Source organism: Pseudomonas sp. SWRI154 (assembly GCF_014268645.1).
In the GTDB taxonomy this organism is placed as follows: Bacteria; Pseudomonadota; Gammaproteobacteria; order Pseudomonadales; family Pseudomonadaceae; genus Aquipseudomonas; species Aquipseudomonas marvdashtae.
Genome location: NZ_JABWQW010000008.1, coordinates 54,060 through 66,708, shown reverse-complemented (window position 1 = coordinate 66,708; position 12,649 = coordinate 54,060). Strand labels below are relative to the sequence as shown.

Annotated in this window: 12 protein-coding genes; 5 read left to right on the top strand and 7 right to left on the bottom strand. The window is 60.5% G+C overall.

Features of this window, described 5'->3' with window-relative positions:
- Positions 1-42: 42 nt before the first annotated feature.
- From dsbC to ffh, 7 genes are all read right to left on the bottom strand, one after another.
- Positions 43-774 carry a bifunctional protein-disulfide isomerase/oxidoreductase DsbC gene (gene dsbC, locus HU806_RS09465; RefSeq protein ID WP_186611127.1) on the bottom strand — a complete coding sequence of 244 codons (732 nt, stop codon included), beginning with the start codon at positions 772-774 and terminating at the stop codon, positions 43-45.
- Positions 775-948: 174 nt separating this feature from the next.
- Positions 949-1,845, bottom strand: coding sequence for a site-specific tyrosine recombinase XerD (xerD, locus tag HU806_RS09460; RefSeq protein WP_186611126.1), 897 nt, complete (start codon positions 1,843-1,845; stop codon positions 949-951).
- Between the two features lie 132 nt (positions 1,846-1,977).
- On the bottom strand, positions 1,978-2,328 hold the full coding sequence (gene rplS / locus HU806_RS09455; protein WP_003175895.1) for a 50S ribosomal protein L19: 351 nt from the start codon (positions 2,326-2,328) through the stop codon (positions 1,978-1,980).
- Between the two features lie 45 nt (positions 2,329-2,373).
- The gene (trmD, locus tag HU806_RS09450) at positions 2,374-3,147 is read right to left on the bottom strand and encodes a tRNA (guanosine(37)-N1)-methyltransferase TrmD (protein ID WP_186611125.1); all 774 of its coding nucleotides are present in this window, start codon (positions 3,145-3,147) and stop codon (positions 2,374-2,376) included.
- Entirely contained in the window at positions 3,129-3,665 is a 537-nt protein-coding gene (gene rimM, locus HU806_RS09445; RefSeq protein WP_186611124.1) for a ribosome maturation factor RimM, read from the bottom strand. Before rimM ends, trmD begins: the two co-directional genes overlap by 19 nt.
- 5 nt (positions 3,666-3,670) lie before the next feature.
- Entirely contained in the window at positions 3,671-3,922 is a 252-nt protein-coding gene (gene rpsP, locus HU806_RS09440; protein WP_003198088.1) for a 30S ribosomal protein S16, read from the bottom strand.
- Between the two features lie 251 nt (positions 3,923-4,173).
- Positions 4,174-5,550 carry a signal recognition particle protein gene (ffh, locus tag HU806_RS09435; protein ID WP_186611123.1) on the bottom strand — a complete coding sequence of 459 codons (1,377 nt, stop codon included), beginning with the start codon at positions 5,548-5,550 and terminating at the stop codon, positions 4,174-4,176.
- A 205-nt stretch (positions 5,551-5,755) separates the two neighbouring features.
- Between ffh and HU806_RS09430 the strand changes: the two genes are divergently transcribed.
- From HU806_RS09430 to HU806_RS09410, 5 genes are all read left to right on the top strand, one after another.
- Positions 5,756-6,568 (top strand): cytochrome C assembly family protein, encoded by an 813-nt coding sequence (locus tag HU806_RS09430; protein WP_186611122.1) that lies wholly within the window; start codon positions 5,756-5,758, stop codon positions 6,566-6,568.
- Positions 6,569-6,580: 12 nt separating this feature from the next.
- Entirely contained in the window at positions 6,581-7,822 is a 1,242-nt protein-coding gene (locus HU806_RS09425; RefSeq protein ID WP_186611121.1) for a CNNM domain-containing protein, read from the top strand.
- A gap of 406 nt (positions 7,823-8,228) precedes the next feature.
- Complete coding sequence (locus tag HU806_RS09420) at positions 8,229-9,542, top strand: MFS transporter (RefSeq protein WP_186611120.1); 1,314 nt, start codon at positions 8,229-8,231, stop codon at positions 9,540-9,542.
- A 150-nt stretch (positions 9,543-9,692) separates the two neighbouring features.
- Complete coding sequence (gene lon, locus HU806_RS09415) at positions 9,693-12,107, top strand: endopeptidase La (RefSeq protein ID WP_238350146.1); 2,415 nt, start codon at positions 9,693-9,695, stop codon at positions 12,105-12,107.
- A gap of 134 nt (positions 12,108-12,241) precedes the next feature.
- Positions 12,242-12,634, top strand: coding sequence for a protease inhibitor I42 family protein (locus tag HU806_RS09410; protein ID WP_186611119.1), 393 nt, complete (start codon positions 12,242-12,244; stop codon positions 12,632-12,634).
- Positions 12,635-12,649 lie beyond the last annotated feature (15 nt).

Sequence of the window (12,649 nt, the reverse complement as noted above, 5' to 3'; positions counted from 1 at the left end):
GTTTTCGCCGAGCCGTGATCTTCAGAAGCACACGGCCCATGATCATTTCGCCTCAAGAGCCAGTTTGGCGACTTGCGGCGCCGGCTGGTAGCCCGGAATCACCTGACCGTCCGCCAAAACGATGGCCGGCGTACCGTTCACACCGATGGACTGGCCCAGGGCGAATTGCTTGGAAACCGGGTTCTCGCACTTGGCGGCCTTGATTTCCTTGCCATCGACCATTTTATCCATGGCCGCTTTTTTATCCTTCGAGCACCAGACCGCCTGCAGTTGCTCGTCACCTGGCGACCCCAGGCCCTGGCGTGGAAACGCCACATAACGCACTTCAATGCCGCGCTTGTTCAGCTCCGGCACTTCGGCGTGCAGCTTGTGGCAATACGGGCAGGTGGTATCGGTGAAGACGGTAATGTGGGACTTGGTTTCGCCGACCGCCGGATAAACCACGGTTTCGGCAACCGGAATGCCGTTGATCAGCTTGGAAACGCCCTGGCGTTCGGTGATCTCGGTGAGATTGACCGGCTTGCCGCCCTTGAGTGCGAACAGGTTGCCCTGGACGATGTACTGGCCATCGGCGCTGGCATACAGCACGCGGCTGCCCTGGAGCTTGACTTCATACAGGCCGGACATGGGGCTGGCGGTGATGGCTTCGATCGGCACTTCAAGCTCAAGGTTGGCCAGGCTCTTGCGGATAGCCTGGTCAGCCGCGTCGTCGGCGAAAGCAAAGGTGCTGGCCAACGCAATGGCGGCGGCTGTAAACAACTGGATCAAACGCATGGGGACTCCTGAGGCGGACAAATGGGACGGGGAAACGCCGACCCGCAGATCCGGGTTCCAGCCGCCCACTGTGCAAACCGGCAAAGCCTACCACATAAGGTTCGCGGGGCCGAATGCAGCTGTCGCAAGAGAAAACACAACGGACCAATAGCCGTGGCGAGGGCGGTCCGCCACTCAGCCGCGCGGATGATGCTTGGCATGCAGATCCTGCAACCGCGCCCGGGCGACGTGGGTGTAGATCTGAGTAGTGGACAGATCGCTATGACCGAGCAGCATCTGCACTACCCGCAGGTCGGCGCCATGATTGAGCAGGTGCGTGGCGAAGGCATGGCGCAAGGTGTGGGGAGAGAGGGATTTGTTGATCCCGGCCACCTTGGCCTGGTGCTTGATACGATGCCAGAACGTCTGGCGAGTCATTTGCTCGCCGCGCAGGCTGGGAAACAGCACATCGCTGGGACGCCCGCCCAGCAGTTCATGACGGGCATCGCGCATGTAGCGCTCGACCCAGACAATCGCTTCCTCGCCCATCGGCACCAGGCGCTCCTTGCTGCCCTTGCCCATTACCCGCAACACGCCCTGGCGCAGATTCACTTGCTCTAAGGTCAGGCTGATCAATTCGGTGACGCGCAGGCCGCAGGCATACAAGACTTCCAACATTGCCCGGTCGCGCTGACCGATGGCTTCGCTGAGGTCGGGTGCCGCGAGCAGCGCTTCCACATCGGCTTCCGACAGGGACTTGGGCAGCGGACGGCCGAGCTGGGGCATTTCCACGCGCAAGGTCGGGTCCACCGCGATCAGTTTTTCCCGCAGCAGATAGCGATAAAAGCCACGCAGACCGGAGAGAAACCGCGCGGTGGAGCGGGGCTTGTAGTTCTGCTCCAGGCGCCACGCCAGATGATCGAGGATCAACTCCCGCCCGGCATTGGCCAATTCCAGGTTCTTTTCCTGCAACCAACCGTTGAACAGTGCCAGGTCGCTGCGATAGGCCTGCCGGGTGTTGTCGGACAAGCCCTTCTCCAGCCACAGGGCATCGAGAAACTGGTCTATCAATGGATGATCAATGGCAGGCATAAAAACTCATACTGGATGCAGGTGTAAACGGCATCGAAACGGAGAACGAAGACAGGCAGGGTGCTCAAAGAGCAAATCGCAGGCAACAAAAAAGCAGCCCGCAGGCTGCTTTTTTTGCATCGGAAGCTGGACTTAAGCCAGTTTTTCCTTGATGCGAGCTGCTTTACCGGACAGGTCACGCAGGTAGTACAGCTTGGCTTTACGCACGTCACCACGACGTTTCACGGCCATGCTGTCGATTTGCGGGCTGTAGGTCTGGAAAGTACGCTCTACGCCAACACCGTTGGAGATTTTACGAACGGTGAATGCACTGTTTACGCCGCGGTTACGCTTGGCGATAACAACACCTTCGAACGCTTGCAGACGCGAACGGTCGCCTTCCTTCACTTTCACCTGGACGACAATGGTGTCGCCTGGGGCAAAGGTAGGGATCTCTTTGGTCATCTGCTCTGCTTCGAGTGCAAGGATGATTTTGTTAGTCATGCTGTGCTCCTAAGGCAAGTCATCGGACTTACCATCGATACGTTGTTAACTATCGTCCCGCTCGCGGATGTATTCCTCGAGCAGCTTCTTCTCTTCTCCAGAAAGCGAGCGGCTTTCCAGAAGATCGGCGCGTCGTTCATAGGTCCGACCAAGGGACTGCTGTAAACGCCAACGCCGGATGTGCGCGTGGTTGCCACTTAGCAACACGTCGGGAACACGCTGATCCGCATACACCTCCGGTCGGGTGTAGTGCGGGCAATCCAGCAGACCATCCGTAAAGGAATCTTCCTCAGCGGAATCCGCATGCCCTAAAGCTCCAGGCAGCAGTCGTGTAACCGCATCGATCAGCACCATTGCCGGCAGCTCGCCGCCAGACAGTACATAGTCGCCAATCGACCACTCTTCATCGACATGAGCTTCAATGAAACGCTCGTCAATGCCTTCATAACGACCGGCAATCAGGATCAATGCATCCGAATTCGCCAACTCGCGTACCGCCGACTGAGTCAGTTGGCGGCCTTGGGGCGACAGGTAGATCACCTTCGCACCCTCCCCGGCTGCTGTCCTGGCCTGAACCAGCGCATCTTCCAGGGGCTTGATCTTCATCACCATGCCCGGACCACCGCCAAACGGGCGATCGTCCACAGTGTGATGTCGATCCGTGGTGTAGTCCCGCGGATTCCAACAGGTGAGCTGCAACAGCTCCTGTTTCACCGCGCGGCTGGTTATGCCGTACTCGCTGATGGCGGAAAACATCTCGGGAAACAATGTGATGACTTCAACGCGCAAATTAGCCACGTCTAGAAATCCGCATCCCATTCCACCTTCATCTCGCCTGCGGCAAGGTCGACGGCCAACACGCATTGCTCGGTATAGGGCAACAGGCGTTCGCGATCATCCAGGCTGCCGACGCAAGGCTTGACCACCATGACATCGTTCGAACCGGTCTCGAGCAGGTGATCGATTTTCCCGAGCAATTGCCCGAGGTGGTCGATGACCTTCAGACCCACCAGCTGGTACCAGTAGTACTCGCCGTCGGTCAGTTCAGGGAACAGGTTGCGCGGCACGCAGATCTCATAACCGGCCAGAAGACGCGCTTCTTCGCGATCATCGAGATCCTTGAGCTTTGCGACCAGGAACTTGTCGTTCCCACGTCCGCTGACCAGCTCCACCTGTTTCACGCTACCTTCGCGCTTGAGCGTCCAGGTTTTGTACTCCAACAGGTTCTTGATCGGATCAGTAAAGGAATACACCTTCACTTCGCCGCGAACGCCATGAACAGAATAGATCTTGCCGACAACGATCAAGTCATCAGCAGCTTTTGGCGTCGCGTTCATATTGCTCAGGCCGCAGCCTTAGCCGATTCCTTCAACAACTGAGCAACGCGCTCAGAAGGCTGTGCACCAACGCTCAGCCAGTAGGCTACGCGCTCTTGGTTCACGGACAGACGAACTTCCTGACCACGGGCAACAGGGTTGAAGAAACCAACCTGTTCCTTGTGGGAACCGTCGCGCGGGTTGCGGCTGTCGGTTACGGTCAGGTGGTAAAACGGGCGCTTTTTGGAGCCGCCAAGGGCAAGACGGATTGTTAGCATGTGAACATCGTTCCTGTAGTCGGTGCTGCAAATCTAAATGCACAGCGGGCATAGGTGCCCGAAAGGCCGCATATTCTAAGGAATATCCGGACTTTTGCAAATGACTTTTTCCGGCGCCTATCAGCGTGCCGTTCAGATCTGCCATGAAGCCGTCGTTGAAAACGGCTGGTCAGCCCCCCGCCGAAGCGAGCGGGCTGGAGATCCCACGTCCCCGTGGGCAGCGCCGGCATGACTGCCGGCGCCTGGATTCTTTACATTTTCGGCATGCCGCCGCCGGGCAACATACCGCCCATACCGCGCATCATCTTGGCCATTCCGCCCTTGGCGGAGAATTTCTTCATCATCTTCTGCATCTGCTTGTGCTGCTTGATCAAGCGACCGATGTCCTGCACCTGGGTGCCGGAACCCATGGCGATCCGACGCTTGCGCGAGCCGCTGATCAGATCAGGGTCGCGGCGCTCGGCCGGAGTCATGGAATTGATAATGGCTTCCATCTGCTTGAACTGCTTTTCAGCCGCGCCCTGGGCGTTGCCCATCTGCGCCAGGTTCACGCCACCGATGTTCGGCAGTTTGTCCATGAGGCCGCCGAGACCGCCCATGTTCTTCATTTGTTGCAGCTGGTCGCGGAAGTCTTCGAGGTCGAAGCCCTTGCCCTTCTTCAGCTTCTTGGCCAGTTTGTCGGCCTTGTCCTTGTCGAGGGTCTGTTCGGCCTGCTCGATCAGGCTGAGCACGTCGCCCATGCCGAGGATACGCGAAGCGATACGCTCGGGATGGAACGGTTCGAGCGCTTCGCTCTTCTCGCCCATACCAATGAACTTGATCGGCTTGCCGGTGATGGCCCGCACCGACAGCGCGGCACCGCCACGGGCGTCACCGTCGACCTTGGTCAGGATCACCCCGGTCAGTGGCAGCGCGTCACCGAAGGCCTTGGCGGTGTTGGCCGCATCCTGGCCGGTCATGGCATCGACCACGAACAGGGTTTCCACCGGGTTGATCGCGGCATGCAGCGCCTTGATCTCGCCCATCATCTCTTCATCGATGTGCAGGCGGCCGGCGGTATCGACGATCACCACGTCGATGAACTTGAGCTTCGCTTCTTTAATAGCCGCCTGGGCGATGTCCACCGGTTTCTGGCTCAGGTCGGACGGAAAGAACGTCACGCCGATATCGTTGGCCAGGGTTTCCAGCTGCTTGATCGCCGCCGGACGGTAGATGTCCGTAGACACGACCATGACCGACTTCTTCTTGCGCTCTTTAAGGAAGCGCGCCAGCTTGCCGGCGGTGGTGGTCTTGCCGGCGCCCTGCAGGCCGGCCATCAGCACCACGGCTGGCGGCACGGCGCTCAGGTTCAAGTCTTCGTTGGCGGCGCCCATCAGGCTTTCGAGTTCGGCCTGGACGATCTTCACGAACGCCTGGCCCGGCGTCAGGCTGCGCGACACCTCGGTGCCGACGGCGCGTTCCTTGACCGAATTGACGAAGTCCTTGACCACCGGCAGGGCGACGTCGGCTTCGAGCAACGCCATGCGCACTTCGCGCAGGGTGTCTTTGATGTTGTCCTCGGTCAGTTTCGCCTTGCCGGTGACATGGCGCAGCGTCTGCGAGAGACGGTCGGTTAGGTTTTCAAACATGCGCGATCCTTTCAGGCCCAGATGAGACCGGGATAATGGCGGCCCAGACCGTGAAATATGTGCTCGGCGAGCCTGCGGCGTGGGCAGGTCGCGGATTATAGCGAAGAAGCGTGCGACGTACACCTCGCTGTCGGTTGCGGTGGTCTTTCGTGCGATGGGGGTTCTATGCCAAACTCGCGCCTTTCGGGCCTGCCTAACAGGATTTATGCTCCCCTTGTCACCCAGCTTGCTTGCCTCCCTCGCCGCCGCTTGTCTTTATGCCGCTGCGACCTTTTATCAGGGTACCCGCCTGGCCACTGGCGCCAAGGCGAACAAACGCCTGCTGGTCACGCTGGGCGTGCTGGCGGTGCTCGGCCATGCGGCCAGTCTTTTTACCCACTTGATGACGCCGATCGGCCTGGGCCTGGATTTCTTCAACGCCGCCAGCCTGATCGCCGTCGCCGTGATTGCCCTGACGCTGCTGGCCTGCTCGCGCATCCCCGTGGAAAACCTGCTGGTGCTGCTCTTCCCGCTGGGATTGGCCACGGTGCTGCTGGCGCAGTTCGCGCCGTCGGGCACGGTGCAGATCATCGACGAAGAACCCGGCATCCTTGCACATATCCTGCTGTCGATCCTGGCCTACGGCCTGTTCACTATCGCCGTGTTCCAGGCGTTGTTGCTGCTCATCCAGGACCACCAGCTCAAGCACAAGCATCCGTCCGGGCTGATCCGCAACTTCCCACCGCTGCAAACCATGGAGAGCCTGTTGTTTGGTTTTCTCTGGGCCGGCTGGACGTTGCTGTCGCTGTCGCTGATCTCCGGCTGGCTGTTCGTAGAAAACCTGTTTGCACAGCATTTGGTGCACAAGACGTTGCTGGCTTGCCTGGCATGGGTGGTGTTCAGCGTGCTGCTGTGGGGTCGTAACCGTCTCGGCTGGCGCGGCCACAAGGCCATTCGCTGGACGCTGGCCGGGTTCTGCCTGCTGATGCTGGCCTACTTCGGCAGCAAGCTGGTCCGTGAATACATCCTGCATATTTGATGGATGACGCTGATGGATAGGCTGCCCTTGGGGCCATTGTTTGCGGTAATGGTCGTGCTGATCCTCTGGTCGGCCCTGTTCACGGCCATCGAAGCCGCCCAACAGCACTTGCTGGCCCAGCGCAGGGCCTCGCGCGCCGGCGACAAGCCGCTGGCCAAGCTGAGTTTTCCACTGGTCAGCCTGGTCCTCTGCAATACCTTCTGTCGGGCCCTCGCCGTGGTCATCGGCACTTGGCTGGCTATTTTCACCTGGCTGGAAAATGGCCCCTGGCTGGCCTGGCTCGGCAGCAGCGCGGCCTTGCTGGTTTTTGCCGACTACCTGCCACGCACCCTGGCCACCCGTCACCCCGATGCGGTGCTCAGCGTGGGCAACAGCTTACTCGGCGTGCCATTGAAAATTCTTTATCCCGCAGCCTGGCTGCTCAATGGCCTCAGCCAGTTGCTGCTGCGTCCCTTGGCCCGCAAGAGCGGCGCGGTCCAGCAAAGCGACGATGAAATGCCCGCACCGCCGCGCACCGACCACGAGCTGGAGCACGGCCACGGCCGGGCGCATCCGGTTTCCGGTATTCACGCGCTGGACAACATCACCGTCAACGACATCCTCGTGCCTCGCAGCGAGGTAGACGGCATCAACCTCGACGATTCCATCGGCGATATCATCGAGCAGTTGCGCCTGAACCGTCGTACCCGCCTGCCGGTGTTCCACAGCGACATCAACCAGGTCGAAGCCGTGCTCAACACCCGCCAGATCCGTCACCTGTTGGCGGATGCGAGCCTGACCAAGGAAGCGCTGCTGACGGCCTGCCACGAACCGTACTTCGTGCCCGAAAGCACCCCGTTGCAGCTGCAATTGCTGAACTTCCACAAGCAACAGCGACGCCTGGGCATGGTGGTGGACGAATACGGCGAAGTGCTGGGCATCGTGACCCTGGAAGACATCCTCGAAGAAATCGTCGGTGAGTTTGAAAGCGAGCACAGCCTCGACAACCCCCACGTCCATCCCCAGCCCGATGGGCGCTTGATGATCGATGGCGCGGCGTCGATCCGCGAGCTGAACAGGACCCTGGGCTGGCATCTGCCTTGCGACGGCCCGAAGACCCTCAACGGGCTGGTGACCGAGGCGCTGGAAACCATCCCCGAGAGTCCGGTTTGCCTGAAGATCGGCCGCTACCGGCTGGAAATCATCGAAACCGTCGACAACCGCGTCAGCCAGGTGCTGGTGTGGCATAACAGCTCGGTGCCGGTAGTGGTCTAACACCATACCCGTGGCGAGGGAGCTTGCTCCCGCTGGGCTGCGCAGCAGCCCCAAAGCAGCCACCCCAACCTGCCTGACACACCGAGTGATCAGGTTTCAGGGCCGCTGCGCAGCCCAGCGGGAGCAAGCTCCCTCGCCACAAAAACTCAGCGCACGCTTCAATATTGTGTGCCAGCGCTCTTGTCGATCCGTTAGCCCCCTTCCTATACTCGATTCGCTTACCCAGCCCCGCCCGAACCCCGTGCCTACCCTGCATTCGGACAGTTCGTGCAGTCCACCGGCAATATCCGCTTCAACCCTGCGACTGTTCCTACCCGAAACAGCGACAGCGCCCTAACCCACATCCCTGGGTGTTCGACCATAATAATTCGCTCCAACGGAGCACATGACTGTCAGGGATAACCGCATGACAACCACCACTTGCAACGACGCCGTGGCATCGCAACCGACCAACTCGGCGACCCGCGTGGCGACCGCGAGCTTCATCGGCACCGCCATCGAGTTCTATGACTTCTACGTCTACGCCACAGCCGCCGCACTGGTGATCGGGCCGGTGTTTTTCCCGCAGACCTCAGGCACTGCACAGATGCTGTCGTCCTTCCTGACGTTCGGTATCGCGTTTCTCGCTCGCCCGCTGGGTTCGGCGCTGTTCGGCCATTTCGGCGACAGGATCGGACGCAAGTCCACGCTGGTGGCCTCGCTGCTGTTGATGGGCGTGTGCACCACGCTTATCGGCGTGCTGCCCGGCTACGCCAGCATCGGCGCCTGGGCGCCGATCCTGTTGTGCCTGCTGCGTTTCGGCCAGGGCCTCGGGCTTGGCGGTGAATGGGGCGGCGCAGCATTGCTCGCCACCGAGAACGCGCCCAAGGGCAAGCGGGCCTGGTTCGGCATGTTTCCCCAGTTGGGCCCTTCCATCGGCTTCCTGGCTGCCAACGGTTTGTTCCTGACCCTGGCCATGAGCCTGGATGACGAGCAGTTCCGGTCCTGGGGCTGGCGGATTCCGTTCTTGCTCAGTGCCGTATTGGTGATCGTCGGCCTCTATGTGCGGCTCAAACTTCATGAAACGCCGGTATTCGCCAATGCCATGGCTCGCCAGGAACGCGTGAAGATCCCGCTGGTCGAGCTGTTCAGCCAGTACTGGACACCGACATTGCTGGGCGCTGCCGCCATGGTCGTGTGTTACGCGCTGTTCTACATTTCGACGGTGTTTTCCTTGAGCTACGGCGTCGCCACCCTTGGCTACAGCCGCGAAACGTTCCTTGGACTGCTGTGCTTCGCCGTGTTGTTCATGGCCGCCGCCACGCCGCTGTCGGCCTGGGCCAGCGACCGCTACGGGCGCAAACCGGTGCTGATCGTCGGTGGCGTCCTGGCGATTGCCTCGGGTTTCCTCATGGAGCCCCTGCTGACCCACGGCTCGACTTGGGGCGTGGCGCTGTTCCTGTGCATCGAGCTGTTCCTGATGGGGGTAACGTTCGCACCCATGGGTGCGTTGCTGCCGGAGCTGTTTCCCACGCATGTGCGCTACACCGGCGCGTCGGCTGCCTACAACCTCGGCGGCATCGTCGGCGCCTCAGCGGCACCGTTCTTCGCCCAGAAACTGGTGGCGATGGGCGGCCTGAGCTACGTCGGCGGCTACGTTTCCGTGGCCGCAGCGCTCAGCGTAATCGCGGTGCTGTGCCTGAAGGAAACCCGTCACAACGATCTGAATCGCATTGACTGAGCCCCCGTGGCGAGGGGTTGCTCCCTCGCCACGCCAACCTGTCGCCAGCCTGAACACAGGCCGATGAAATAACCGCTCACAATTGTCCAGCATTGAAACAACCCCTCACCTGCCCCATCTAAGATCCATACTCCATTGCGCAGGTGCCCCATGAGCGACCAGCACTCTACTGAAGCCACAAACGAATACGCAGACGCCGAGCACATCGAGCACACCGTTTCCGGCACCGGCCTGGCGCTGCCTGGCCAGAGCCTGCCGGACAAGGTCTACATCATTCCCATCCACAACCGCCCGTTCTTCCCGGCCCAAGTGTTGCCGGTCATCGTCAATGAAGAACCGTGGGCTGAAACCCTGGAACTGGTGGCCAAGTCCGATCATCACTCCCTGGCGCTGTTCTTCATGGACTCGCCCCAGGAGGACCCGCGTCATTTCGACACCTCGAAGCTGCCGCTGTACGGCACGCTGGTGAAGGTGCACCACGCCAGTCGCGAGGCGGGCAAATTGCAGTTCGTCGCCCAGGGCCTTACCCGCGTGCGCATCCGCACCTGGCTCAAGCACCATCGCCCGCCTTACCTGGTGGAGGTCGAATACCCGCACCAGCCAAGCGAGCCGACCGACGAGGTCAAGGCCTACGGCATGGCGCTGATCAATGCGATCAAGGAACTGCTGCCGCTCAATCCGCTGTACAGCGAAGAGCTGAAGAACTACCTCAACCGCTTCAGCCCCAACGATCCTTCGCCCCTGACCGACTTCGCCGCCGCGCTCACCTCCGCCACCGGCAGCGAGTTGCAGGAAGTTCTCGACTGCGTGCCGATGCTCAAGCGCATGGAAAAAGTGCTGCCGATGCTGCGCAAGGAAGTGGAAGTCGCGCGGCTGCAAAAAGAAATTTCCGCCGAGGTCAACAGCAAGATCGGCGAACACCAGCGCCAGTTCTTCCTCAAGGAACAGCTCAAGGTCATCCAGCAGGAGCTGGGGCTGACCAAGGATGACCGCAGCGCCGACCTTGAACAGTTCGAGCAGCGCCTGGAAGGCAAGGTGTTGCCGGCCCAGGCCCAGAAGCGCATCGAAGAGGAAATGAACAAGCTCTCGATCCTCGAAACCGGCTCACCGGAGTATGCCGTCACCCGCAACTATCTCGACTGGGCGACCTCGGTGCCGTGGGGCGTGTTTGGCCAGGACAAACTGGAGCTCAAGCATGCCCGCAAGATCCTCGACCAGCATCACGCCGGCCTGGACGACATCAAGGACCGTATCCTGGAATTTCTCGCGGTGGGCGCCTACAAAGGCGAGATCAGCGGTTCCATCGTCTTGCTGGTCGGCCCACCGGGCGTGGGCAAGACCAGTGTAGGCAAGTCGATTGCCGAATCCCTCGGGCGACCGTTCTACCGTTTCAGCGTCGGCGGCATGCGCGACGAGGCCGAGATCAAGGGGCACCGGCGCACCTACATTGGCGCCCAGCCGGGCAAGCTGGTACAGGCGCTCAAAGACGTCGAAGTGATGAACCCGGTGATCATGCTCGATGAAATCGACAAAATGGGTCAGAGCTACCAGGGCGACCCGGCTTCCGCGTTGCTGGAAACCCTTGACCCCGAGCAGAACGTCGAGTTTCTGGATCATTACCTGGACATGCGCCTGGACTTGTCAAAAGTGCTGTTCATCTGCACCGCTAACACGCTGGACTCGATTCCCGGCCCGCTGCTGGACCGCATGGAAGTGATCCGCCTGTCGGGTTACATCACCGAAGAGAAAGTCGCCATCGCCAAGCGCCACTTGTGGCCCAAGCAACTGGCCAAGGCGGGGGTGTCCAAGGGCAGTCTCAGTATCAATGACGGCGCCCTCAAGGCCCTGATCGACGGTTATGCTCGCGAGGCCGGGGTACGCCAGTTGGAAAAACAACTGGGCAAGCTGGTACGCAAGGCGGTCATGAAGCTGATCGACGATCCAAAAGCGGTGATCAAGCTCGGGCCGAAGGACCTCGAAGCCTCGCTGGGCAAACCAGTGTTCCGCAATGAACAAGTGCTGTCCGGCGTCGGTGTGATTACCGGATTGGCCTGGACCAGCATGGGCGGTGCAACCCTGCCGATCGAAGCGACGCGCATCCACACCCTTAATCGTGGTTTCAAGCTCACCGGGCAACTGGGCGAGGTAATGAAGGAATCGGCTGAAATCGCCCACAGCTACGTCAGTTCGCACCTGAAGCAGTTTGGTGGGGATCCGAAGTTCTTCGACGAGGCTTTTGTGCACCTGCACGTACCGGAGGGCGCCACGCCCAAGGACGGCCCAAGCGCCGGCGTAACCATGGCCAGCGCCTTGCTGTCCCTGGCGCGCAACCAGGCACCGAAAAAAGGCGTGGCCATGACCGGCGAACTGACTCTCACCGGGCATGTCTTGCCGATTGGCGGCGTGCGCGAGAAAGTCATCGCGGCGCGCCGGCAGAAAATCAACGAACTGATCCTGCCGGAAGCCAACCGGGGCAACTTCGAAGAACTGCCGGACTATCTCAAGGAAGGCGTCACGGTGCACTTTGCCAAGCGGTTCGCGGATGTGGCGAAGGTGTTGTTCTGATACTCGTATAGCGGCTGTACGGCCCCGTCGCGAGCGTTGCGCGCGACGGGGCTCCATAGGCAGCGCATCCCGCCCGACACACCCCGTAGCATCTTCGGTTATGCTCGCCGTTCGTCGTGAATGCCGGAGCCTTTATGTCCCTCACCCGCTTGCTCGTCCCTGTCAGCCTCGCCTTGTTGAGTGCTTGCGCTACTCAGCCAAAACAAAACGTGACGGTGGAGAAACAGAGCCAATGCCCCGTGCAACTCAATAACGGGCAGAACCTGATCCTGAGTTTACCGAGCAACCCCAGCACCGGTTATCGCTGGACGATCCAGGATTCAGCGGGTGGCGTGCTGAAATCCTTGGGGCCTGAGGTTTACCGCAACCCCGAAGACGCGGGCATTGTCGGCGCCGCAGGAGTGTCCAGTTGGCGCTTCCAGGCATTTGCCGGTGGAACCGGGAAATTACGCCTGACGTATCAACAGCCCTGGGCACCGGAAGTGCCACCGGTCGAAACCTTTGAGTGCGCCATTTCGGTGAAATAACGCTCCCCGAAGCCG